This window comes from Bacillus sp. AFS029533 (assembly GCF_002585125.1).
Taxonomy (GTDB): Bacteria; Bacillota; Bacilli; order Bacillales; family Bacillaceae_G; genus Gottfriedia; species Gottfriedia luciferensis_B.
In genome coordinates, this window is record NZ_NUQC01000010.1 from 139506 (window position 1) to 166131 (window position 26626).

A 26626-nucleotide genomic window follows, 5' to 3' on the forward strand; every position below is an offset into this window, starting at 1 on the left:
TACTTATTTACTTAGTTCTGCAATTCGAGCTCTTACAGATTCTTGTTTTTCAAGATAATCTTTCTCTTTACGACGCTCTTCTTCAATAACTGATTCAGGAGCTTTCGCTACAAATCCTTGGTTACTTAATTTCTTTTGAACTCGTTCAACTTCACTAGTCCATTTTTCTAATTCTTTCTCTAAACGTTTTTTCTCTTCTTCAAGATTAATTAAACCTTCTAGAGGAAGATAAAGCTCTGCCCCACTAATTACTGCTGACATCGATTTCTCTGGTGCAGTTAGGTTAGTAGAAATTGTTAATTCTTCTGGATTACAGAAGCGCTCAATATATGAACGATTTTCTTCTAATGCAGCTGCAATCGTTTCATCCTTTGCAGAGATCATTAGTTGAACTTTTTTGCTCATTGGTGTGTTTACTTCTGCACGAATATTACGTACTGAACGAATTAACTCAACTAATATTTTCATTGTTTCAGAAGCTTCTTTATTTGTTAATTCCTCTTTAACTGTTGGCCAAGCAGAAACTGTAATAGACTCCCCTTTGTGAGGTAGAGATTGCCAAATTTCTTCAGTTACGAAAGGCATAAATGGATGTAAAAGTTTCATTGTGCTTTCTAGTACGTGTGCAAGAACTGAACGTGTCATATTTTTTGCATCTTCATTGTCACCGTATAAAGGAATCTTTGCCATTTCAATATACCAGTCACAAACATCGTCCCAAATGAAGTTATAAAGTACACGGCCAACTTCACCAAATTCATAACGATCGATTAAAGATGTTACACTTTCAATTGTTTCATTTAAACGAGTTAAAATCCATTCATCAGCAACAGATTTTTCTTTCGTTAAATCGATATTTTCATATGTGAAGCCTTCCATATTCATTAAAGCAAAACGAGAAGCATTCCAAATTTTGTTTACAAAGTTCCAAGTAGCCTCAACTTTCTCAATACTGAAACGTAAATCTTGACCTGGTGAACTTCCTGTTGTTAAGAAGTAACGTAATGAATCTGCTCCATATTTCTCAATAACATCCATTGGGTCAACACCATTACCAAGTGATTTACTCATTTTACGTCCTTGCTCGTCACGTACCAAACCATGAATTAAAACATCGTTAAATGGGCGTTTACCAGTAAATTCAATTCCTTGGAAAATCATTCGAGATACCCAGAAGAAAATAATATCATAACCAGTTACTAATACATTTGTTGGGAAGTAAGCTTGGAAATCCTTACTTTCTTCATTTGGCCAACCTAATGTTGAGAATGGCCATAATGCTGAACTGAACCAAGTATCTAAAACGTCGTTATCTTGATTCCAATTTTCAATATCAGCTGGTGGCTCTTGATTTACATAAATCTCACCAGTTTCTTTATGGTACCAAGCCGGAATACGATGTCCCCACCATAATTGGCGTGAAATACACCAGTCACGGATATTTTCCATCCAACGTAGATACGTCTTTTCAAAACGATCCGGTACAAATTTTACGCTATCATCAGAATTTTGTAATGCTACAGCGGCATCAGCTAGTGGTTGCATTTTAACAAACCATTGAGTTGATAAATATGGCTCAACAACCGCTCCACTACGTTCACTATGACCTACAGAATGCATATGTTCTTCGATTTCAACAAGAACACCCATCTCTTGTAAATCTTTAACGATTTGTTTACGGCATTCAAAGCGATCCATACCATTGTATTTTCCTGCTTTTTCATTCATCGTACCATCTTCATTCATTACAAGAATACGAGGTAAGTCATGACGGTTTCCAACTTCAAAATCATTCGGGTCATGGGCAGGAGTAATTTTTACAACTCCAGTACCAAATTCCATATCAACATAATCGTCAGCAATAATTGGAATTTCACGATTAACGATAGGAAGTGTAACTGTTTTACCAACCATTGATTTATATCTTTCGTCTTCTGGATGAACCGCAATAGCAGTATCTCCAAGCATTGTTTCAGGACGAGTAGTTGCTATTTGAATTTTTCCAGTTCCGTCTGTTAATGGATATTGCATATGGTAGAATGCACCTTGAACATCCTTATAAATAACTTCGATATCTGATAAAGCTGTTTTTGTTGCTGGATCCCAGTTGATGATATATTCACCACGATAGATTAAGCCTTTGTTGTATAGCTTAACGAATACTTCTTTTACTGCATCAGATAGACCCTCGTCTAATGTGAATCGTTCACGGGAGTAGTCTAAACCTAAACCGATTTTTTCCCATTGAGAACGAATGTGAGAAGCATATTCTTCTTTCCACTCCCAAGCTTTTTCTAGGAACTTTTCACGTCCTAAATCATATCTTGATAAGCCTTCTTCTCTTAATTTCGCTTCAACTTTTGCTTGTGTAGCAATACCAGCATGGTCCATACCTGGTAAATAAAGTACGTCATAACCTTGCATTCGTTTAGTACGAGTTAAGATATCTTGTAATGTTGTATCCCAAGCATGACCTAAGTGTAATTTTCCAGTTACGTTTGGTGGAGGAATTACGATTGTATATTTCGGCTTTTCTGATTCCACTTGTGCTTCAAAGAATTTCCCATCTAACCAAAATTGGTAACGATCTTTTTCAACTAAATTCGGATCATATTTTGTTGGTAATGATTTTTTTGTAGTTTCCATTCGGATTCATCTCCTCTAATAATTATTGAAAAATAAAAAAACTCCACTCATCCTTGAAAAGGACGAATGGAGTTGAATTCGCGGTACCACCTTTTTTTGTCAGAAAAAACTTGTGTTTAACTGACACACTTAAAAAAGATAACGGATCATCCGGTAACTTCTAATCACCAAAAGCTTTGCTTTCGAAGTCACTGCTCAAGGGCGACATTCCAACTCTATTTTCTAGAAACCTCCCACCAAATGGTTTCCTCTCTGAAGAACTAGTTCGTTGTACTCTTCCCTATCATTGCATTTCATTATGAATATATGTAATAGTCTACAAAATTTTCTTAAGCTTAGTCAACATTATTTCTAATTTCTTTCTAGATTATTCAATAAGTGTCAATATAGTACCACATTTTTTAATACATAAAAAAAATACGAAAAATAATTGTAATGATTATTTAACATTCTGGTATACTAGTACTTATTTAATTATGCGATAATTATATAGTATGTAGATATAATTTTTAGGGGGATATTCATGGGTTTATTTAAAAATACATTAGCTCGTGTTCTCGGAATCGGTGGAACGAGAATTGATACAAAGCTTGAAAAAACAGAATATCAAGCTGGTGAACGAGTAAAAGGTGAATTATATATAAAAGGTGGTCGAGTTAAACAAGAACTAGATTCCGTCTTTTTACATGTAATGACTGAATATCAAATAGAATCAAATGATAAAATTATTAACAAGAATGGTACTTTACAAAAATTTATCGTATCAGTTGATCGTATAATAAATGCAAATGAAGAAGTTGTTATTCCTTTCTTTTTCACTTTATCTGAAAATACACCAGTATCACTTCACAAATCCCATATTTGGATTAAAACTCATTTAGAAATAGAAAAAGCTGTTGACCAATATGATGCTGATGGCGTTCAGGTTGTTCCTTCAGTAGGCTTAAAAACAGTTATCCAGGCACTTCAAGAAGAAGGATTTGTATTAAGAGATAGTGAAAACAAAAAGAAATATGGAAAGATCATTCAAGAATTTGAATTTTACCCAATGAATGGCGAATTCCGTGGTAAATTAGAAGAGGTTGAAGTGAACTATTTAAGCTTTGACAAAACAGTCGACTTAATCCTTCAACTTAATCAAAATCAAAAAGAAACAACTAGTAAGTTTTCAAAGTTATTTGGAACAGATGAAAATAATGTTCGAATCTCTTTTTCAAAGGATCATATTACGGACAAGGATTTTGTACGTAAAAGTGTAGTAAATGCAATTAAACGTCATGTAAAATAATAAACAAAAAAACATCTATCCATTGCAGTGATACTTTTATTGGATAGATGTTTTTATATTTTCTTTTAATTATCAGTTTGAACTCATAAACCATCTATAGATTTCTCTGCTTCAATATCCTCTTGTATTTTAGAGACAAAATATTCAATATTAATCATATGCCAGTATGCATTTAATAAATCTCTTACATTGTCTTTTTCATTATTAACCCCAGATCGCTTTAAATATTTAGAAATTTTGGAAGAAAACTGAGTTGGATATGCCATATAACTTAAAAATAACATTCTTTCCTCTTCTCTTAATGAAAAATTCTTTTCATACATTTTAAGCCAAGTATTACGATCAGATTGCTGAATAGGATATGTTTTAAAAGAATTCTTATAATAATTCGTTAAATCTTGAATTGGTGTAGTTTCTTGTGCATTTTCTAGATTGATAAAGACTCCTTCACCTCTTTTATTTACAAGAAAGTGGGAAATAGATAAATTTCCATGGTTCATGACAACTCTAGTATTTTCAGTTTCCTTCATTTTTTTAAACCATTCATCTAACTGTCCCTTAGCAAATTGATGTGCACTTAATATTTTATGAAAATAAGTACAATAGCTTAGTTCATAAGGTGACATATACCAATTATCTTCTGCAACTTCAATGAAATTTTCTAATACTTCTTTATCTTTACTCCACCTTTTTGTTAACGTATCATAATGGATTTGTAATTGATCTTTATCTACCTTTTTCTCTTTTTGTGTACTGTTGTGCATCTTACCTAGTGAAGTAAACATTCGTTGAAAATGTAAATTCTCATCTGACTTTTCATCAACACTTTCAATCCACGGCATTAAATAGTAATGCTTCGTATTAAATTCAACAATATAATCTCCACTCTGGGTATGATAGATTGGTACAACATTTCGAAAGCCTTTATCTTGTAAAGAACGCACATTTTCAATCAAATTATTTCTATAAACTCGATTTACGTTTGCCTCTTTTAGTGCGAATACACCTTGATTCGTATAGATTTTAACTACCTTACCAACAGTTTCAAAATAATTTGGTACAATATGATACTGGGCTAAAATGACGCTTATTTCATCTTTAGGTTTTCTATACAAGATGCGTCACTCTCACTTTCTAAATGCGTAAAAGCCTTGTATTAGTAGACAAGTGTCTTAACTAATACAAAGCTCTCACCATATTGTTATTGTTTTATAGCAGTTACAGGAATATAAATGATTTGCCCTTCTGATAAAAATTCATCATTCAAGTTATTAACCCGATTCAACTGCTGAGTTTGTAGATTATATTTTTTAGCTACAGATTCAATTGTATCTCCATTTTGAGCTAAATATAATTTTAATTTAGTATAAGAATCTTCTCTTCCTTCGCCAGTAAACAAACTTGAAAGTAGATTGTCACTTTTAACGCTTCTTGCTTCGCTTACTTCTTCTTTTACTTCCTTTTTACCAACTGGATCAGCTTTTATTTCAACTATTGGTAATTCAGGTGGTGGTGGTGCTTCTTGCTGCTCCACTTGTGCTTGGTAATAATCCGCATAATATGGTGGTGTTTGACGAGCATCATTTGGACTTTCGAAATTATTTTCTTGATTTACTTGAGGGAATGGATTTTGATAGAATTGTTCTTGATTTTGATTATATGCAAATGGCGCTTGCTGATATTGTTGGTTAACATATGGTTGATAGTTTTGCTCTAAAGTTCGATTATATAGTTCTTCATATTTTTCTATTTCTTTTTGTGCATTGTTTTCATTAGTAGCATTTTGCAAAGTGCTAAAATCATTATCTAAGAAGCTAGGTCTACTATTTAATGAATTGTTTAAATAACTGTGTACATTAAAATCATTATTCAAGAAACTTGGTCGTTCATTATACGTATTATTTACATTGTTAGATACCTGTGTATCATTTTCACTTTGACTAGCTTCTGCATCATTATTATTCATTAAGAAGCTCGGGGTTGTATCCACTGCTTGTGGTTCCATTGCTTGTGGTTCCATTGCTTGTGGTTCCACTGCTTGTGGTTCCATTGCTTGCGGTTCCATTGCTTGCGGTTCCATTGCTTGCGGTTCCATTGCTTGCGGCTCTATTGCTTCAGCTGATATATTAAAGCCTCTAAATACTTCTTCATATTCTTCTTCCTCTTGAGCCTCTGATTGTTCTTCTAACTGTTCTGACTGCTCTGACTGAGCCATAATTTCAAAATTAGATTGTTCTTCTACTTGTTGTTCCTCTTCATAACTTTGTTCATTGCTTTCCTCTAACTCAAAATAATGTTCCACTTCATTTTCAACTGCTTCGACTCGATCTTCAACTACTTCTTCAGGCTGAAAAACCTCTAAGTAAGTAGGTTGCCCAGGATATGTGTCTTGTTCTTCTTGCTCATCATTCTCTTCAAGGGATTGAATCCAATCACTGCCGTAAAGATTATCTTGTGCACTTGTTTCCTGTTCCGAAGTTGGCTGATGAAAGAACTGGAATTGTTCTTCTTGTTCTCTTTCTTCCTGATACTGCTGATACTCATATCCTTCATTTCCTTCATTACTTGAGCGATATTCGTTTTCGTATGCGTAGCTATTATATTGCTCATAGCCTCTTTGTTCTTGATAAGTTTCTACTGCTCTATTATGGTCATGTAAACCAGAAATGCATAAATCAGCAGCAATTTGAATACTACCTTTTTCAGCTATTTGATAATCAAATGTCTCTACTGAAACACATAGATTTTCAAGATCAGTAATCCTAGTTAATGGTATTGAAATATCTACAGGGAACTGATGATTCATTTCACAACTACCATCTTCAAGAGGGATTACATTTTCAATCATTCTTGAAGGTGCTAATTCTCTTAATGAGTAATAATCACCTTGATTTGATAAATCAGGTGTGTAATTACCTTCTAAGGTTAAGACACCCTTCACTTGAACATATTCTTCAAATTGCTGTATAGTAATGTCTGGATTTAACGAGAGTGACCTTACCTCTTTAACTTCCTGTCCTTTTTGGAACCAGACAGTTTCTTTCAATGAAAAGCGAATATTTGTTTGATTTTCTGAAGACACCTTAATGTCCTCCTCTCATCGTCCAATTTGGTCTATGACATTACATTTTTATGAAAGAAACGAAAAATTTATGAAGAAAAGATTGTTATTTTATATTAAGAAAGGTTTAATAATCATAGAATTTAAGAAAAACAGTAATAAGGGAATAGAAAAAGTAAAATCAAAAGTGGTATTTTAGAAGCACTGGACGAATCGTATCAGAAAAAACTGAAGTAAAAATGAGCAACTATGTCATTGAAATTATTTACTAATTAGGAGAATAGGAAAATTGAGGGTGTTTTTCATTGAACTTCTCTATTTTTTTAGTACAATCAGTTCTACTGAAACTTTATCATCTTCATTTGCTATAACAAAAAATGGTGCCCTAAAAATAGGACACCACTTTAAATTAAACTAATTGCGAAAATGCGTATTCAGCAGCTGCAATCGTTTTTTGAATATCTTCGTCTGTATGTGAAGTTGATAGGAATAGACCTTCAAATTGTGATGGTGGTAAGAAGACACCTTGTTCAGCCATTAGTTGATAGTATTTAGCAAACATTTCTAAATTAGAAGTTTTTGCTGTTTCGTAATTTTCAACTTTTTCGTTTGTGAAGAAGAAACCAACCATTGAACCTGCACGATTAATACAATGTGGAATATTGTATTTTTCAGCTGCAGCTTTATAACCAGCTTCTAGCATATCAGCTTTACGGTTAAATTCTACATAATCTTCTTTAGATAGCTGACTTAATGTTTCATAACCAGCTGTCATCGCTAAAGGATTTCCTGAAAGAGTTCCAGCTTGATAAATTGGGCCACTTGGAGCAATTTGATTCATGATTTCAGCTTTACCACCATATGCACCTACTGGTAAACCTCCACCGATCACTTTTCCTAAGCAAGTGATATCAGGTGTTACACCAAAATGACCTTGAGCACAATTATATCCTACACGGAAGCCAGTCATAACTTCATCAAAAATCAATAATGTACCATATTGAGTCGTAATTTCTCTTAAGCCTTCTAAGAAACCTTCAACTGGTGGAACAACACCCATATTACCTGCAACCGGCTCAACAATAACCGCTGCTAGGTCATCTCCATATTGTTCAAAAGCATATCTTATACTTTCTAAATCATTATAAGGAACAGTGATTGTATTTGATGCAACACCTTCAGGTACACCAGGGCTATCAGGTAATCCAAGTGTAGCTACACCAGAACCTGCTTTAATTAATAAAGAATCACCATGTCCGTGGTAGCAACCTTCAAATTTTAAGATTTTGTTTCGACCAGTAAATCCACGAGCAAGACGTAAAGCACTCATTGTCGCTTCTGTTCCTGAGTTAACCATTCGTACAACTTCAATCGAAGGCACTCTTTCGATAACAAGTTTAGCTAATTCTGTTTCTTTTAATGTTGGTGCCCCAAAGCTAGTTCCGGTTTCTGCAGTTCGCTTTAAGCCTTCAACTACACGCTCATTTGAATGTCCTAAAATTAGAGGTCCCCAAGATAATACATAATCAATATACTCATTTCCGTCTATATCATATATTTTAGAACCTTTTCCATGACTCATAAAAATTGGTGACATATTAACACTTTTAAATGCACGTACCGGACTATTTACTCCACCAGGAAGTACTTGTTTTGCCTCTTCAAAAGCTTCAATTGACTTGTTATATGATCTCATTTATTATTACTTCCCTTCTGATAACCATCTGCAAGCATCTTTAGCATGATAAGTCATAATCATATCTGCACCAGCACGTTTCATACTAATTAATTTTTCCATTACAACCTTTTCTTCTTCAATCCAACCGTTCAAAGCAGCAGCTTTAACCATTGCATATTCTCCACTAACATTATAGGCAACGATTGGTTGGTGATAGTTATTTCTGATATCACGAATGATATCTAAATACGAAAGAGCTGGTTTAATGATTAAGAAATCCGCACCCTCAACTGTATCTGATTCTGCTTCACGGAACGCTTCTAAACGATTTGCAGGGTCCATTTGATATGCCTTACGATCACCTTGTCCTGGAGCGCTTTGAGCTGCCTCGCGGAATGGTCCATAAAATGCTGAAGCATATTTTACTGCATATGACATAATTGGAATATTATCAAATCCAGCTTCATCTAAAGCATGGCGAATTGTTGCTACGAATCCATCCATCATATTTGAAGGAGCAATAATATCTGCACCAGCTTGTGCTTGACTTACTGCTGTTTTTGCTAATAGTATTAACGATTCATCATTATTAACATACCCATCTTCTAAAACTCCACAATGTCCATGATCTGTATACTCACATAAACATGTATCTGCAATAACAACCATTTCAGGATATTGTTCTTTCGTTTGTGAAATCGCACGTTGAACGATTCCAGTTGCACAGTAAGCTTCAGAACCTACTGCGTCTTTTACATCAGGAATACCAAAGAATATGACAGATTTTATACCTAATGATACAATTTCATCCATTTCTTTTTTTAATTCATCTAACGAAAATTGAAATACACCCGGCATTGAACTAATAGGGTTCTTTACGCCTTGTCCTTCAACAACAAAAAGAGGATAAATAAAATCTTCTTTATGTAAATGAGTCTCTCTAACCATAGAGCGTAATGCTTGTGTACTTCTTAAACGACGGTGACGATCAAACGGAATAGAATAAGTCATTTTTTTCTCCTTCTTTTTAAAGACGATCTGATTAATCAATATCATCTACTATTTTTTTAATTAAAGCCTCTGTTGTAAATTTACTAGGAACAATAATATTATTCAAACCTTTTTCTCTAGCTTTTTGAGCGGTTACTTCACCGATACAAGCAATCTGAATGTTTTTTAAATCTTCCATACTAATTGTATTTCCAATCAAAAAACAAAACTGTTCTACACTAAATGGATTCAAAAATGTAATCACATCCAGTTTTTTATTTATTAATAAATTTAACAGTTCATTTTTAATTCCTAGATTTGCAATGGTCTCATAAACAGTTAATGAGTTAACGATATGACCATTATCACCTAATATTTTTGTTACATTATCACTCGCTAAAGAGCCACGTAAAAATAAAAATTTTGTTCCTTTTTCTACTATGTAACTTAACTCAGAAGCAAATGTTTTACCAGTAAATTGACTTGGAATGAAAGTTACTTCAAATCCTTCTTCAACTAATCGATTCTTTGTTTTTTCTCCAACAGCACCAATTTTTTTTTGAAGAATTTTTTGTTTAAGATCCTTTGTAATCTTTTGCACAAAATAATTTACTGAATTAACACTTGTGAATAAAATCCATTCTGAATCAAGAACTAATTTTTCCAATTCATGAATTGAAATATCACTTTTAACTATTTTTTGAAGTGGAAGATTAATAGGACATCCACCAAACTGATGAATTAATTGATTGAATTCATCAGCTTGTTGCTCTGCCCTTGTCACTAATATTTTCATTCCATTTAAGGAATTATTCATCCGCTGCCTCTTTTACAGAATCAATAATATCCTTTGCTCCACGTTCAATTAATAGATTTGCAGCTTTTTCTCCAATTTCAGTTGGATCAGTACCTTTAACAGTTTCTTTTAAGATGATTGTTCCATCTGGTTTAGCTACTAATGCAGTTAACGAGATTTCATCTTTGTCGTCGATCGTTGCAAATCCAGCAATCGGAACTTGGCAACCACCTTCCATTTTATGAAGAAATACACGTTCAGTTTCTACTGTTGTATATGTTAATTCATCATTCAGTCTATTTAGTAATTCACGGATTTCAGTATCATTTTCACGACATTCGATAGCAAGCGAACCTTGACCTACTGCTGGGACACAGATTGTTTCGTCAATGTATTCAGTAATACTTTCTTCAGCCCAACCCATTCTAGTTAAACCAGCTGCTGCTAGAATAATTGCATCGTATTCATTATCCTTAAGCTTTTGAATACGTGTATCGATATTTCCACGAATCCATTTGATTTGTAGATCTGGACGAACTGCTTTAATTTGAGCACTTCTTCTTAAACTACTTGTACCGACAATTGATCCTTCTTCAAGTTCCATTAATCCTTTTCCACTATTTGAAAGTAGTGCATCTCTAGGATCAACGCGTTTTGGAGTACATCCAATCATTAAACCTTCAGGTAAAATAGCTGGCATATCCTTCATACTATGTACAGCTAAATCTATTTCACTCGTTAACATCGCATGTTCAATTTCTTTAACGAATAAACCTTTTCCTCCAACTTTTGAAAGCGTTACATCAAGTATTACATCACCTTTTGTAACGATTTCCTTTAACTCAAATTTATAATCGGGTGCTACTTCTTTTAATTTTTCTACAAACCATTTAGTTTGTGTTAGTGCTAGTTTACTTCTTCTTGTACCAACTATAATTTTACGCATTGTTACATCTCCTTACGTACTCCATAAATGAAACTTTGAATATAGATTTGAAACAACATAATTTCCGAACAAAACTAAGAAGCAACAGATGTTAAATATGCAAAGAGATTTGCCATAGAAACGGTTGCTTACCTTTAAATACATAAATGTACTATACATGATTAAAACGAAAAATGAGCCTATTACTTTCATATCATACCAAACAAATGTGTGTAATCGAATACTTGCCCAAATTACACCTAAAATAAGGGAAGTTAGCATTAGTGGAACCCCAAATAAGTTAAATGTAATAAACATTTTTTCCAACTTACCTAAACTCCCCAATTTCTTTAAATGAGTAGACCATTTCTTCTTTTTTAATAAAACATATTGAAAAATGTACATAACCGAAAAAATAAAGGACAGGGTAAATGCACCGTATGCTAAGAAAGCAAGTCCAATATGGATATATAATAATTCCGATTTTAACTGATCGACTAATGTTGCTGTTTTACCCGCCTTCGGAATTAAAATTGATAATGAAAATACTAAAAATGAAACAACATTTGTAAAGAAAACTAAGTACTCTAGTTTTACTACCCAATTAATAAACAATGATAGCGATATAATAATCCATACATAAATATATAGCCCTTCTCTGGAAGTAATAAAGGAATATAAACTGTATTGGCTAATGGTGTAAATCATTAAAACAGAAGAAAACACCCAAACAATTGCTAGCAAATAAAATGCTACCCGACTTGCCATCCTATTTGTATCTATAAAATCTATAAAAGAAAAAACGATACTCCATGCAAACAATAAGATTAATAAGTGATAGATAAAACTACTTTCCAAAAGCGCCACTAGCTAAACCTCATAAAAAACCTAAGTTTTGTTTTAAAGAAATAGTCTCTTTTTCTTGATTAGTTTGCATGAGTTTTTCATCTTTAGGTTCTTGTAAAATTTCATCTAGACTAAATATTTCTTTAAAAAGGGCAATTTGTGCTTCTGAGTGTTTAGATGTACCCATTTCTTTTGCTTTCATAATTGGATCTCGTAAAAGTTGGTTTACGATACTTTTTGTGTGCTTTTGGATAATTTTTAAATCTCTTTCAGATAAATGAGGGAGTTTTCTTTCTAGACTACTCATTGTATCTGCTTGAATATCTAACGCTTTTTCACGTAATGCAGAGATTACTGGAACAACACCTAGCATTGATAACCAAGATTGGAAAATATCAATTTCTTCTGTTATTGCCTTCTTAATTTTTACTGCCTCACGTTCACGTTCTGCTAAATTCTCAGCAACAATTCCTTGAAGATCATCAATATCATACAAGAAAGCACTATCAATATGATGAATAGATGGTTCAATATCTCTTGGAACAGCGATATCAACTAAGAATAATGGGTTACCTTTTCTTGATTTTTCAATTCGACGAATCATTTTTTCCGTAATAACGTATTCTTTTGATCCAGTTGAACTAATAACGATATCTGCTTCTTTCAAAGCATTTTCAAGTGATTCTAACCCTTTTCCGATTCCATTAAATTGGTCTGCAAGTCTAACAGCATTTTCAACTGTTCGGTTAATAACTGTAACTTTTCCAACGCCTTGTGAATACAAGTTTTGTAAAGCTAAGTTACTCATTTTCCCTGCTCCAACAATCAGTACATTGCAGCCTTTTAAATTGCTAAAAATCTTTTTTGATAGCTCTACAGCAGCATAACTTACAGAAACAGCATTTTCACCGATTCCAGTTTCTGAGTGAACTTTTTTTGCAAATGTAATTGCTTGCTTAAATAATTGATTAAAAATCGTACCAATTACATTATTCTCTTGAGCAAGTAAATAACTATCTTTTACTTGTCCAAGAATCTGAGTCTCACCAATTACCATTGAATCTAAACCACTAGCTACAGTGAATAAATGGTTGATTGCATCATTCCCAGTTTTAATGATTAAATATGGTGATAATTCCTCGTCTTTCAAGTCAAAACGTTGTAATAAAAAGCGTTTCATATAATATTGACCAGTATGAACTTGATCGACAACTGCATAAATCTCCGTACGATTACAAGTAGAAACAATAATGTTTTCCAAAATGCTTTTTTCTTTTTTTAATGAGTTCATTGCGTCCTGTAGTTCATTTGGAGCAAACGCTACCCTTTCTCGCACTTCAACTGGGGCAGTTTTATAATTAATCCCTATTGTAATGATGTGCATGCCCTAAAGCCCCCCTAAAAAACTTTGTACAAACTTGTGTTTTATATCTATCTTTGCTTTGCAAAATATCATATCTATGTTCTACATCAATATGCTATCATAAATGTAGTATTTTGTAGAATTTTTAAACCGACTTATACTATTAAATGTACACAAATTTTATTATACAATAATTTTAAAATAAAAGTGATTACAAATAATGTTAAACAGGAGTTGCTATGAAAAAAAATCGATTATTTATTGGAATCTTATTAATTGGCTTTGGCATTTATTATCTTATTTCAAAATGGCATGTCCCAGCTTTACATATTTTCACCTTTTGGACGACTCCCATCTTGGTAACTGGTATTGCACTTCTCGTTCAAGCCTTTAAAGGAAGAGAAACTCATTATGTATTCCCGGGAATTGTCGTGCTTGGATTTGGAATTCATTTTTATGCCATCGAACATTTTAAAAATTGGCCAAGCCATTGGTCCGTTCTAACACTCATCATTTCAATCGGAATGTTACTACAATCTCGAAAAGGAAAAGGTGAGCTATTGCCTGGTTTACTATTATTTATTATGTCTTTATTTTTCCTTTTTAATGAAAAGCTTGCAACAATGCTTAGTTCGATCCAATCACAAGTCTCTTATTTCCAGAACTATTGGCCAATATTGATTGCTGTTATCGGTTTATATTTTCTATTTTCTAAAAAATAAACATATTTTTTTATACATAACTAGCAGTTTTAAATGGAGGCTTCCTAACACTATAGAAAATTGTATCATTTAATTATGTTTCAATTTTAACTCTATCTATTCTAATTGTTTCTTTTGATTCAATAACTATACATAGTTTAGAACCACAAACCTTTCCAACTTTATTTGATGGTTTGTGGTGGACAATGACTCCCTTGACGACAGAAGGCTACGGTAATTCCTTTTCAAGTATCATCGTTGTTTGAGGGAGGAAGACTTGAAAAAAAATGCTGGTGGCCTTTTAGCCACCAGCATTTTTTATTTACACATACGATCAATTACTGACCAAGCTTTTTCTTTACCCATACCAGTTTCAGATGAGAATAAAATTAATTCATCCCCTTCTTCAATCTGTAACTTTTCACGAACTACTTTTGCATGTTTATCCCATTTCCCTTTAGGAATTTTATCTGCTTTTGTTGCTACTATAATGACTGGGATTTGATAATGCTTTAAGAAATCATACATCATTACATCATCTTCTGTTGGTGAATGACGTAGATCAACTAATAAAATAACAGCTCTTAATTGCTCACGAGTTGTAATATATGTTTCGATCATTTTCCCCCATGCTTCTCGTTCCTTTTTGGAGACTTTAGCATATCCATAACCTGGTACGTCAACGTAGAAAAGCTGTTCATTAATTAGAAAGAAATTTAATGTTTGCGTTTTTCCAGGTTTTGATGATGTTCGGGCTAATGCTTTACGATTTAACATTTTATTAATAAATGAAGATTTCCCAACATTTGAACGACCTGCCAAAGCGATTTCAGGAAATTGTGTATCTGGATATTGATTTGGTCGGACTGCACTAATGACAATATCCGCTGTTGTTACTTTCATTTTTTCACTCCTACTATTGCATGCACAAGCACTTCATCTAAATGGGAAACAGGTATAACAGTTAAACCTTCTTTCACCATTGGTGGTACATCTTCTAAATCTTTTTCGTTTTCTTTAGGTATGATAACAGTCGTTAAACCTGCACGATGCGCACTAAGCATTTTTTCTTTTAATCCACCAATTGGTAATACGCGACCACGTAAAGTGATTTCACCAGTCATTCCAACCTCTTTACGGATTGGTTTATTTGTTAATGCTGAAATCAATGCTGTTGCCATCGTTATACCTGCTGAAGGGCCATCTTTTGGAACCGCACCTTCTGGAACATGAATATGAATATCATACTTCTCGTGGAAATTTTGGTCAATATTCAGCTCTTCTGCTTTTGAGCGAATATAGCTGAACGCAGCCTGTGCTGACTCCTTCATTACATCCCCTAGCTTACCAGTTAAAGTTAGCTTACCCTTTCCAGGATATAGTGATACTTCAATAGAAAGTGTGTCTCCACCAAATGCAGTATAAGCTAAACCTGTAGCTACACCTATTTGATCTTCACTTTCCATTTGACCATAAGAGAATGTTTTCTTACCTAAAAATTCTTCAATATTTTTATCGGTAAATATTATTTTTTGTCTTTCGTTTGAAACGATCAACTTAGCAGCTTTTCTACATAGTGTCGCTAGAACTCGCTCTAATGATCTTACTCCTGCTTCACGTGTATAATGACGAATAATTGCACTTAATGCACTTTCACGAATTTGTACAGTAGATTTATTTAAGCCATGCTCTGCTAATTTTTTAGGGAATAAATGTTTTTTAGCTATATTAACTTTTTCAAGTTCAGTATATCCAGATAAAGTAATAATCTCCATACGATCACGTAATGGACCTGGTATAGTTGATAAATCATTTGCAGTTGCTACAAATAAAACTTGAGATAAATCAAATGGTTCTTCGATGTAATGATCACTAAATGTATGATTTTGTTCTGGGTCCAATACTTCTAACATTGCTGATGCTGGATCCCCTCTAAAATCGCTAGACATTTTATCAATTTCATCAAGTAAGAATACAGGGTTATTTGTTCCTGCTTTCTTCATACCTTGGATAATTCGACCTGGCATAGCTCCGATGTATGTTCTTCTATGTCCTCTTATTTCTGATTCATCTCTTACGCCACCTAGAGAAACGCGTACAAAGTTTCTAGACAAAGCGTTTGCGATTGATTTCGCTAAAGAAGTTTTACCAACTCCAGGAGGACCAGCTAAACATAGAATTGGACCACGTAATGAATTCGTAAGTTGTTGAACAGCTAGATATTCTAATATTCTTTCTTTTACTTTTTCAAGACCTTCGTGTTCATTATTCAGTATCTTTTCGGAACGGTGTATATCCAGTGTGTCTTCAGTTTGCTTAGACCATGGTAGAGCTACCATCCAATCTAAATATGTACGAACTACACCTGCTTCTGCAGCATTAGGAGGTAGTTTCTCATATCTAGCTAACTCTTTTAGTACTACTTCCTTTGTTTCTTCAGGCATATTTGCCTCTTCAATTTTTGTTAAAAACTTATCAACTTCTTCAGTCTTACCTTCACGATCACCTAGTTCTCGTTGAATAACCTTTAATTGCTCTCTTAAGAAATATTCTTTTTGAGTTTTATCAATATTTTTCTTAACTTGTAGACCAATCTTTTCCTCAAGCTTTAATAATTCTTTTTCATCTTGAAGAAAATTTAAGATAATATGTATTCGTTCAGTAACATCAATTGTTGCTAATATTTTTTGTTTTTCTTCTTCTCTTAATGGAATTGAATCGATCATTGCATCTGCAAGTTTACCTGGGCGGTCTTGCTTAACGATTGAAGCAATTGTCTCTGGCAAAATTCGCTTTGACAATTTACTGTATTGTTTAAAATGCTGCAATAAAGTTCTCATTAAAGCACGTAGCTCTTTAGATTCATCTTCTACATCTGGATATTCTTCTACCTTTGCAGTTAAGAAATCATTTTGATCAATAATTGATTTGATTTTTCCTCTGTGTAATCCTTCAACAGTAATACGAACAGTGCCGTTTGGAAGTGTAATTTTTTGTGTTAATTTAGCTAAAGTCCCAAAATGGTACAATTCGTCTAACTTTGGATTTTCAGTATCTGCATCTATTTGAGTAACAACAAAAATTAACTGATCTAACTCATCAGCTTCTTGTATAGCTTTTATCGATTTCGTTCTTCCTACATCTAGATGTGCAATAGTGGCAGGAAATACACTAATTCCTCTTAAAGGTAGGAGGGGTACAACTTTTTCTTTTGTAACATTCATTACGTTACACCTCCATGTTTTTCATTCTATTTAGTTATTTTACCTTAACATATATATCATTTACAATGATATGCATTAAAAGAAATAAAGAAGCAGCACAATCAATCAAAAACTGACTAGAACATAACATATATAATAAGTTTTTTCGATAATCTTGATTTTAACTAAAAATAAGAAGTAAGACTTGTAATAAGATTAAATCATATAGAATGTATTTCTACAAAATAAAAAGTGTTCGCTCACTTCATTGAAAAAAGAATGCAAAAATAGTTTGTATTCTTTATTTATTCAAAATGAAATGATTCGAACACTTATTTTTATCTACATAGATTGCGATTGATTTTCTTCAAACAAAGTTAATTGTTGGAAATCAGTTTTTGTTTGAGCTGGTAGTTCAAATTTCCAATTATCTTTAAAGACCTCATGGAGAACTTTTTCTATGCGATCTACTACTAATATTTCTACATCTTTATATTGATGTAATGTAGCCTGATCGTTTTCTTTCGGAACAATAATTTTAGTTGCCCCTGCTTTTACAGCTGCTTTTACTTTTTCTGGTACACCGCCAACTGGTTTTACATCACCTTGAATGCTCATTTCACCAGTCATAGCGATTGTATTTAATACTGGAACATTATTAACTGCTGAAAAAATACCAACTACCATGGCAATCCCTGCAGATGGTCCGTCAATTAATGCGCCACTTGGAAAATTAATGTGAATCGTAAAGTCATCGATTGGTACACCAATTTTTCGTAAGATTGTCGTAACATTTTCTAAAGAGCCTTTTGCCATACTTTTTCTACGAATGGATTTAGCTTGATTACCTAAGCTTTCTTCCTCAACAATTCCAGTAATTGTAATTGATCCTTTACCGCTTTCTTTTGCCTTCATTGCACTTACTTCAATCGGTAATAACGCTCCAATATTTGCTCCATAGACGGCTAAACCGTTCACCAATCCTACAGTTGGAGCTTCTGGAATTTTGTTAACAAGTCTTGGTGATAAACGACTTACAGAAACAACCCACCCAATATCATCTTCTATTAATTCTTTTCGACCAGAAGTTAAAACCATACCGCCAGCTAACTGAATTAAGTTAATCGCTTCACGACCATTTTTTGCATATGTACCTACTAATTCTAAGGCTTTATCCGATAGGCTCAATTCTATTTTTTCAGCAGATCGTTTAGCTACTGCTTGAATTTCATCCTGTTCTAATTCTCTAAAAAATATCTCTAAACAACGAGAACGAATTGCCGGTGGGATATCTTCTGGTGATCTTGTTGTTGCACCAACTAATCTGAAATCTGCTGGTAAACCGTGTTTAAAAATTTCATGAATATGTGCTGGTATAGAAGGATTTTCTTCTTGGTAATAAGCACTCTCAAATTTAACTTTACGATCTTCAAGTACTTTCAGCATTTTATTCATTTGAATTGGATGAAGTTCGCCAATTTCATCAATAAATAAAATCCCACCATGCGCATCGGTTACTGCTCCTTTTTTAGGTTGAGGAACACCTGCTTGCCCCATCGCACCTGCACCTTGATAGATTGGATCATGAACGGAACCGATTAAAGGATCCGCAATTCCTCTTTCATCAAACCTGGCAGTTGTAGCGTCTAATTCAATAAATACTGCATCTTGTTTAAAAGGTGTATTCGGGCTCTTTTTTGCTTCTTCTAATACTAGTCTAGCCGCTGCAGTTTTTCCGACACCAGGCGGCCCATAAATAATTACATGTTGAGGATTAGCACTGCAAAGTGAAGCTTTTAACGCTTTTATTCCATCCTCTTGGCCAACTATATCATCAAAAGTGGTTGGTCTAACTCTCTCTGCTAACGGAACCGTTAAAGAGATTGACTTTAATTTACGTAACTGCTCCATTTCTTTTTTAGATTCCCTGTCAATCGAAACTTTTGTTGTTCGTTGACCCTTTAATAAATGAATAAAATACAAAGCAACGATTGTTCCTAATGCTAATTGAGCTAATAATATAATTGTTGTTAAACTCATTCTTTACCCCTCCACTGAAGTAGAAATTAATTTTAGTATCGCCCTCTATATGGAAGGATAAACCAAATTTTAAAAATTAAAGGCAAGGTTTACCGAGTAAAGTTCCTATGTATTTAAAGAAAGATAAAAAACCACTTAAAAAAAGTCAAAATAAAAAACCAAATGCAAATGCATTTGGTTCCGTACTTAAGCTAATTTATTTGCTTTTTTCTTTAACTCTAATTCTGTTCCATCTTCAAGTACAAGCTTAGGAGCTGCACCAGTTTTAACGGTTTCTGCTGAGATAATACATTTTTGAATATCCTCACGTGAAGGTAATTCAAACATAATATCTAACATAAGCCCTTCAATGATCGAACGTAGTCCACGAGCTCCAGTTTTACGCTCAATTGCTTTTTTAGCAATTTCAGTTAAAGCGTTATCCTCAAACTCAAGTTCAACTTGGTCAAGCTCTAGTAATTTTTGATATTGCTTAATTAAAGCATTTTTTGGTTTAGTTAAAATTTCAACTAATGATGCTTCATCAAGTTGCTCTAAATTAGCTAAAACAGGTAAACGACCAATGAACTCTGGAATTAAACCAAAGCGTAATAAGTCTTCTGGTAATACATGGTTTAAGATTTCTTTTGAGTTTAAATCGCTCTTTTCAGAATCACCACTGAAACCAATTACCTTTTTACCTAAACGGCGTTTGATAATTTGTTCGATGCCATCAAATGCTCCACCACAAATAAATAAAATATTTGTTGTATCAATTTGAATGAATTCTTGATGTGGATGCTTACGACCACCTTGAGGAGGTACGCTTGCCACAGTTCCTTCAAGAATTTTTAAAAGTGCTTGCTGAACACCTTCACCTGACACATCACGTGTAATTGAAGGGTTTTCAGACTTACGTGCAACTTTATCAATTTCATCGATATAAATAATACCTTTTTCAGCGCGTTCTACATCATAATCTGCTGCTTGGATTAATTTTAAAAGAATGTTTTCAACATCTTCCCCAACATATCCAGCTTCAGTTAATGAAGTTGCATCTGCAATCGCAAATGGTACATTTAAAATTCGTGCTAAAGTTTGAGCTAATAATGTTTTACCACTACCAGTTGGCCCAATCATTGCAATATTACTTTTTGATAACTCAACCTCATCAATTTTGCTATTTGAATTAATACGTTTGTAGTGGTTATATACAGCAACAGATAACGCTTTTTTCGCATTGTCCTGACCAATAACGTATTCATCAAGAATTTCGCAAATTTCTTTCGGTTTCGGAACGTCTTTAAACTCTACTTCCTCTTCTTTTGCTAGCTCTTCTTGAACTATTTCAGTACAAAGCTCAATACACTCGTCACAAATATATACACCAGGTCCTGCAACTAATTTTCTAACCTGAGACTGTGACTTTCCACAGAACGAACATTTTAGCTGTCCTTTTTCTTCGTTAAATTTGAACATATGTTCACTCCCTCTAAAAATTTCTAAAAACACTCAATATGTATGTAATCCCAAAAATATGTATCTTGTAGCTATATAATAGCATACAAAATAAACAAAGCAATTAATTACTACTCTAAAATTGTTTAAATTTTTAGAATATATATATTCTAATCTTAAGCTAATAATCCTTCTTTTGAAGAATTATTTTTAGTATAGCCACAATAATTTTTTAAAATCTGTATAACAGATTCTAACATATGTATATGTGTATTTTAAAGGAATCAGTTCACTTTACCAAATATTTCATTATTTAAAAACAAGGCACGAAAAATCTCGCGCCTTGTTTAAGTGAATATATGTTTATTTAACGCTTATTTTTTTCTGCTATCTACTAATAATTCAACAGCTTTACGGATTTGAATATCATCACGTACAGCGTCAGTTCCACCAAGCATAGTTACTAATTGCTCAGAAGGAATGTTGTACATTGCAGATAAACGAGTTAATTCTTCGTTCATTTCTTCTTCAGTTGCATCGATTTTTTCAGCTTCGATGATCGCATCGATTGTTAAGTCGATTCTTACACGAGCTTCAGCATCTTGACGCATTTGAGCACGAAGATCTTCTTCTTTAGTACCAGTAAATTGGTAGTAAAGCTCTAAGTTTAATCCTTGTTGTGCAATACGTTGTTCAAAGTCTTTAACCATACGGTCAACTTGGCTTTCGAACATTACGTCTGGGATTTCAATTTCAGCATTTTCAGCTGCTTTTTGAACTAAAGCATCACGTAAGCTACCTTCAGCTTGAGATTTTTTAGATTCAACTAAGTCATTTTTGATTTTAGCTTTAAGATCTTCTAAAGTTTCTACTTCGTCATTTACGTCTTTCGCAAACTCGTCGTTTAACTCAGGAAGTTCTTTAGCTTTAATTTCATGAACAGTTACTTTGAAAGTAGCAGCTTTTCCAGCTAATTCAGCACTGTGGTATTCTTCTGGGAATGTTACATTAACATCAGTTTCTACACCAGATTTAGTACCGATTAAAGCTTCTTCAAATCCAGGAATGAAAGAACCTGAACCGATTTCTAGTGGATAGTTTTCACCTTTTCCACCTTCGAAAGCTACGCCATCAACGAAACCTTCGAAATCAATTACAGCTGTATTACCGTTTTCAACAGTACCATCTTCTTTAACTACTAACTCAGCTTGACGCTCTTGTAATGTAGTTAATTCAGCTTGTACGTCTTCGTCAGTTACAGTTGCATCCATTTCTTCAACTTCTAAGCCTTTGTATTCGCCTAATTTTACTTCTGGCTTTACAGTAACTTTTGCTTTGAAGATTAAAGTTTTACCTTTTTCCATTTGCTCAACGTCAACTTCTGGACGGTCAACTGGCTCAATACCAACCTCTACAACAGCTTTGCTGTAAGCTTCTGGTAAAATTACGTCTAAAGCATCATTGTAAAGTGCTTCAATACCAAATTTTTGTTCGAAAATTGGGCGAGGTAATTTACCTTTACGGAATCCCGGTACATTGATAGTTTTAACAACTTTTTTGAAAGCTGCATCTAAACCTTTATCTACTTCAGAAGCTTCAACTTCTACAGTTAATAGACCAACGTTAGCTTCTAATTTTTCCCATTTAGCAGTCATTGTTAGTTCCCTCCAAAATTATCTAAAAAAATATATGTGTTTACGTATTTTCGTACTATACATGCCTGTCCATTTTTAATAAAGAAAATGCATGTATAATTAAGTAAATAGTCGTTACAACCATTCTATTATAACACATTCCTTTTTTGTTTCAATATTTCCTATTTTTATAAGGAGAAAATATTAGAGATTTTTAATTTCGAATTTTAAATCAGTTTAGTACCAATAAAAATAAGAACGATGACTTCCTTTCACTATTGCTTGCTTTCCGTAAGCCGAGACCTAAGCCCCTCGTCGCATTCACTCCAATTACAACTCGATTTTATCGCCACTTCCATCTCATTAAAATACTTTTTTTACATAAAAAAAACATAGAAACTCAAATAGAACATCTATGTTTTTTCCAACTATTTCATTTTAAATTAATTTTAGCGTATAGAAAATTTCTACAAACTTGATTATCAGACTGATTGCAAGCGCTTGTCTTTCGAGGCGCGAAGCCTGGTGAGGAGCGGAGTAACCCTAAAGCGGTAATGAGCACCGCGCAGGCAGGCGAAGCAATGAAGAAAGCGAGCGTTTAGCGGGAAGTCTAACATCTCATTTTATGTTAAAGTATCCTTCATCTTCAAACCGTTTTACTAAAGCAATTGCACTTTTCACAGGAAAATATTCTACATTAAATAAGTTTTTTAATTCCTCTTCATCTACACTACGATCAAAAAATTGTTGGACGATGCAATAAAAACAGGCTGCCCATGTATTTATATCCGATGGTATTGGGATAAACGGGAAGTAAATTGTTATAAAGTGTTGGAAGTGTGTTTTTGCGATTTCGAAAGCAGAAGGGTCTTCACTTTCTAATACATCACTTAATTTTTTCAATATAGCATCTACAAAGATTTTATGTTCATCGACTGAAACAGATGTATTCCAAATCATCCTTTGGTTTACTTTGTTAAGTTCAAAATCTTTATCGATTGATTGTTCTTGTAGAATAAACAAAATAAAACTTTGAATTAGCGGATTTGCTTTGGTGCTTTTTAATATTTCGCTAATTTGATCGATGACAAGATTACAATCTAAACTTCTTAATTCATTAATTAATTCAAGTTGCTTATCAATCGGTTCAGAATTTTCAACGATCATATGTAAATTAAGAACTTCACCCTTAATGCCTTCACGATCTGAAATTACTTTCTTTGATAATGAGAGCATCGCTTGAAACTTATCCATCTGATTTTCATCAATCCGTTTTTGAGTGAGTAATTTTTTTATATTTTTTTGTAATTCTTCATATTCTTTTAATTGAAATAAAATGCTTATGTACACTTCAATTGCTTCATCACTCTCAAATGGCCCGAAAACTAAATCCTCACATCTTTCCTTAGCTTCCCTAGCCCGATTTCCTTCTAAAAGACACGCGACTGCCGCAAGCTCTGTTTGTGAATTATGCTCATTTATTTCTTTTAATTGATTACATAACATTAAAGCTTTACTAAAATCTTTTTCTTCTAATGCTTTTTTACCTAAATTTATTATCCGATCCTTCAGTTTAGGAAAAAAGACAATATTGTCTTCCATGTTACTCTCCCCTAACATTTGTTATTTCCTGCACAAACTAGTTATGAAAAAGTGTATCATGAATTAAAATTATTTAAAATATTAAAGATACATGTATGGATGAATCTGGTTTTAGGTTTAGTACCCTAACGGTTTATTGCCAAATCTTTTCCATAGCTTTGGAAACTTAGCTTTTAGTTCGTCTTTTGACTTCCAATCGATCGTTAATTGTTGTTGAGGATAGTCATAGCCTTTGCTTTCAATAAGGGAATTAAACTCATTCCACAATTGATCATTCCAATCATCATCGCCTTTACGCTTGATTGTATACGCTTGTAAAGCTAGATCTAACATATCTTCCAATTCTGGCGTAAGTCCTTCTTCTTCATAAATAGGAAAGATGTATTCAGCTAAATAATCTGGGTCATCTAACGTTTTCTTGTAAACTTGTTCTCCTTGTCCGATTAACCAAGCTCTAAAATGTGCAAACGAATCCTCAGAACAGCCATCCATGATGATCCATGCAGCTCCTAAAAGATTTACGGCATACGCTTCGGAAAAATAAGTTTCAAAAAGAATTTCAAAACTAGCTATCTCTTCCTCTGATTGTTTAGCTAAATGATTTATTACCCATTCATAAGGTTCTTCAACAATATGCATTTTGGATATTAAGCTCCAAAATTCTTTTTCGTTCATTTATATCACTCCACTCTTTTATTTATACTAGAATAACATATCTAGTATAAATTTCATGATGAATAAAACCTCTATTAATTCATATAAATCGGTCCTAATTTATAGAGTAAACGTAATTCATCATTTTATTTCTTTAGTACTTCAATTAAAAGTAGTTAAACACAAAAAAAGACACTTATTTTACATTAAGTAAAACAAGTGTCTTTTGGACGTCCTGAGAGGGATTCGAACCCCCGACCGACGGCTTAGAAGGCCGTTGCTCTATCCTGCTGAGCTACCAGGACATATGGAGCGGGTGATGGGAATCGAACCCACGACCGAAGCTTGGAAGGCTTCTATTTTACCATTAAACTACACCCGCATATTTGTTATTTCTTTTTTATTTCTTTGCGACATCACCCTGTCGACATAATTTAGTATAGTCGTTAAGCAAATTAAAGTCAACACTTTTTTAAAACTTTTTTCCAAAATAAAGAAAAAAAGTTTAAAGTTGTATAATTACCTTAGTTTATTAGGGTTTTCGGGCTTTTAGTACTCTGAATTTTTTTGTTTTAGATAAGGTTAGTAGCATATAAGCTACTAACCTCCATTCATTCATGATAATTCAAATGAAGTAGTAGTAAGCACCGTTCCATCTGTATTATAAAAAGTAACATTAGCTTTCTTATCAATTATTTCAAGAATAGCATAAGTCTTTTCTTTTCGCATTCTCGGTAATAAAATGCTACCAGGGTTAATAAAAAGCACATCATCAATTACTTCGGCTCCTAATACATGTGAGTGACCGAAACAAGCAATTGTTGCTCCAACTTCTTTACAACGATAATATAGCTTTTGTAATGACTGTTTTATTCCATGTAAATGACCATGTGTTGCATAGATTATATAGTCATTCCCACGGTGAATAAATTCTTCAGGGAATTCTCCTCTGAAATCACAATTTCCCTTTACAACATTATAATCCATTAATTCCTTAGCATTTACTTCTAATTCCGAATCTCCACAGTGTATCATTAAATCTACACTGTCACGATATCGTTCGGCAATTTCTTGCAATGGTTTTGTCAATCCATGGCTATCACTTACAATTAACACTTTCATTAATTTGATCCTCTAAATAAATGATCTTTATCTTCTTTATTTATCACATTCATTAATGATTTAATTGCATTTGCGCGATGACTTAAGCCACCTTTTTCATTTGTTGTTAATTCAGCCATCGTTTTATCTATTTCTGGCAAAAAGAATATTGGATCGTAGCCAAAACCGTTAGTACCTCTTTTTTCATTGGCAATATACCCTTCAACTGTACCATAAACAGTGATTGTTTCTTTACCTGGAACCGCTAAAGCTAAAGCACAATAAAAACGCGCAGTTCTTTTCCCAGGAAAAACGCCTTCTAGTTCACTTAATACTTTTTGTAAATTATCTTCGTCACTTTTATGTAATCCAGCATATCGAGCAGAATAAACGCCTGGTCTACCTTCAAGTGCATCCACTATTAAACCAGAGTCATCTGCAATGACTGGCGTATTTAACTCACTAGCTAAATACTCAGCTTTTAAGATCGCATTTTCTTCAAATGTAGTTCCTGTTTCTTCAACTTCTTGAATTTCAGGAAAGTCTTTTAAAGACTTAATTTGAAATCCCATCGGGTTAAAAAGTGCTTCAAAATCCTTCACTTTGCCTTGATTATTTGTAGCAATAATGATTGTATCCATCCTTAAAGTCTCTCCTCGAA

The 26626-nt window shown here is 33.4% G+C and carries 20 protein-coding genes, 2 tRNA genes and 1 other annotated feature; of the genes, 2 read left to right on the forward strand and 20 right to left on the reverse strand.

Going from position 1 to position 26626, the window contains the following annotated elements; translation table 11 throughout:
- Positions 1–3: 3 nt before the first annotated feature.
- A complete protein-coding gene (locus tag COE53_RS05620) occupies positions 4–2646 on the reverse strand; it encodes a valine--tRNA ligase (RefSeq protein ID WP_069035189.1) in 2643 nt (880 codons plus the stop codon).
- Between the two features lie 55 nt (positions 2647–2701).
- Positions 2702–2942, reverse strand: a binding site (T-box leader).
- A gap of 227 nt (positions 2943–3169) precedes the next feature.
- Between COE53_RS05620 and COE53_RS05625 the strand changes: the two genes are divergently transcribed.
- On the forward strand, positions 3170–3934 hold the full coding sequence (locus COE53_RS05625) for a sporulation protein (protein ID WP_069035190.1): 765 nt from the start codon (positions 3170–3172) through the stop codon (positions 3932–3934).
- 83 nt (positions 3935–4017) lie between these two features.
- Here COE53_RS05625 and ysxE read toward each other — a convergent pair whose 3' ends face one another.
- From ysxE to hemA, 8 genes are all read right to left on the reverse strand, one after another.
- Positions 4018–5049 (reverse strand): spore coat protein YsxE, encoded by a 1032-nt coding sequence (gene ysxE / locus COE53_RS05630; RefSeq protein ID WP_175403532.1) that lies wholly within the window; start codon positions 5047–5049, stop codon positions 4018–4020.
- A gap of 86 nt (positions 5050–5135) precedes the next feature.
- The gene (locus COE53_RS05635; RefSeq protein ID WP_091022751.1) at positions 5136–7016 is read right to left on the reverse strand and encodes a LysM peptidoglycan-binding domain-containing protein; all 1881 of its coding nucleotides are present in this window, start codon (positions 7014–7016) and stop codon (positions 5136–5138) included.
- A gap of 388 nt (positions 7017–7404) precedes the next feature.
- Positions 7405–8691: a glutamate-1-semialdehyde 2,1-aminomutase gene (gene hemL / locus COE53_RS05640; protein ID WP_069035192.1), complete on the reverse strand. Its 1287-nt coding sequence runs from the start codon at positions 8689–8691 to the stop codon at positions 7405–7407.
- A gap of 6 nt (positions 8692–8697) precedes the next feature.
- Positions 8698–9684, reverse strand: coding sequence for a porphobilinogen synthase (hemB, locus tag COE53_RS05645; protein ID WP_069035193.1), 987 nt, complete (start codon positions 9682–9684; stop codon positions 8698–8700).
- Positions 9685–9715: 31 nt separating this feature from the next.
- Entirely contained in the window at positions 9716–10480 is a 765-nt protein-coding gene (locus tag COE53_RS05650; protein WP_069035194.1) for a uroporphyrinogen-III synthase, read from the reverse strand.
- Positions 10473–11405, reverse strand: coding sequence for a hydroxymethylbilane synthase (gene hemC, locus COE53_RS05655; RefSeq protein WP_091022757.1), 933 nt, complete (start codon positions 11403–11405; stop codon positions 10473–10475). Before hemC ends, COE53_RS05650 begins: the two co-directional genes overlap by 8 nt.
- A 12-nt stretch (positions 11406–11417) precedes the next feature.
- A complete protein-coding gene (gene ccsA, locus COE53_RS05660; protein WP_069035196.1) occupies positions 11418–12251 on the reverse strand; it encodes a cytochrome c biogenesis protein CcsA in 834 nt (277 codons plus the stop codon).
- A gap of 10 nt (positions 12252–12261) precedes the next feature.
- Positions 12262–13614 carry a glutamyl-tRNA reductase gene (gene hemA, locus COE53_RS05665; protein WP_069035197.1) on the reverse strand — a complete coding sequence of 451 codons (1353 nt, stop codon included), beginning with the start codon at positions 13612–13614 and terminating at the stop codon, positions 12262–12264.
- Between the two features lie 218 nt (positions 13615–13832).
- On the opposite strand from hemA, the gene COE53_RS05670 reads away from it, so the two are divergent.
- Positions 13833–14315 (forward strand): LiaF transmembrane domain-containing protein, encoded by a 483-nt coding sequence (locus tag COE53_RS05670; RefSeq protein WP_069035198.1) that lies wholly within the window; start codon positions 13833–13835, stop codon positions 14313–14315.
- Positions 14316–14612: 297 nt separating this feature from the next.
- On the opposite strand, the gene yihA is transcribed toward COE53_RS05670, so the two are convergent.
- The 11 genes from yihA to COE53_RS05725 all read right to left on the reverse strand — a co-directional run bounded on the left by yihA (position 14613) and on the right by COE53_RS05725 (position 26606).
- Positions 14613–15197, reverse strand: coding sequence for a ribosome biogenesis GTP-binding protein YihA/YsxC (gene yihA, locus COE53_RS05675; RefSeq protein ID WP_069035199.1), 585 nt, complete (start codon positions 15195–15197; stop codon positions 14613–14615).
- Positions 15194–17518 carry an endopeptidase La gene (gene lon / locus COE53_RS05680; RefSeq protein WP_098947548.1) on the reverse strand — a complete coding sequence of 775 codons (2325 nt, stop codon included), beginning with the start codon at positions 17516–17518 and terminating at the stop codon, positions 15194–15196. Before lon ends, yihA begins: the two co-directional genes overlap by 4 nt.
- A gap of 321 nt (positions 17519–17839) precedes the next feature.
- Positions 17840–19537: an ATP-dependent protease LonB gene (gene lonB, locus COE53_RS05685; protein WP_069035201.1), complete on the reverse strand. Its 1698-nt coding sequence runs from the start codon at positions 19535–19537 to the stop codon at positions 17840–17842.
- Positions 19538–19723: 186 nt separating this feature from the next.
- Positions 19724–20995, reverse strand: a complete 1272-nt coding sequence (gene clpX, locus COE53_RS05690) for an ATP-dependent protease ATP-binding subunit ClpX (RefSeq protein ID WP_069035202.1) — start codon at positions 20993–20995, stop codon at positions 19724–19726.
- A 353-nt stretch (positions 20996–21348) separates the two neighbouring features.
- Positions 21349–22629 carry a trigger factor gene (tig, locus tag COE53_RS05695; protein WP_069035203.1) on the reverse strand — a complete coding sequence of 427 codons (1281 nt, stop codon included), beginning with the start codon at positions 22627–22629 and terminating at the stop codon, positions 21349–21351.
- Between the two features lie 597 nt (positions 22630–23226).
- The gene (locus COE53_RS05700) at positions 23227–24210 is read right to left on the reverse strand and encodes a hypothetical protein (RefSeq protein ID WP_098947549.1); all 984 of its coding nucleotides are present in this window, start codon (positions 24208–24210) and stop codon (positions 23227–23229) included.
- A gap of 117 nt (positions 24211–24327) precedes the next feature.
- The gene (locus COE53_RS05705; protein WP_069035205.1) at positions 24328–24885 is read right to left on the reverse strand and encodes a DUF4240 domain-containing protein; all 558 of its coding nucleotides are present in this window, start codon (positions 24883–24885) and stop codon (positions 24328–24330) included.
- Positions 24886–25095: 210 nt separating this feature from the next.
- Positions 25096–25169, reverse strand: a tRNA-Arg gene (locus COE53_RS05710).
- Positions 25170–25172: 3 nt separating this feature from the next.
- Positions 25173–25246 (reverse strand) — tRNA-Gly (locus COE53_RS05715).
- A gap of 233 nt (positions 25247–25479) precedes the next feature.
- Positions 25480–25986, reverse strand: coding sequence for a YfcE family phosphodiesterase (locus tag COE53_RS05720; protein ID WP_098947550.1), 507 nt, complete (start codon positions 25984–25986; stop codon positions 25480–25482).
- Entirely contained in the window at positions 25986–26606 is a 621-nt protein-coding gene (locus COE53_RS05725; protein WP_098947551.1) for an XTP/dITP diphosphatase, read from the reverse strand. The genes COE53_RS05720 and COE53_RS05725 overlap by 1 nt, the downstream gene beginning before the upstream one ends.
- Between the last annotated feature and the right edge of the window lie 20 nt (positions 26607–26626).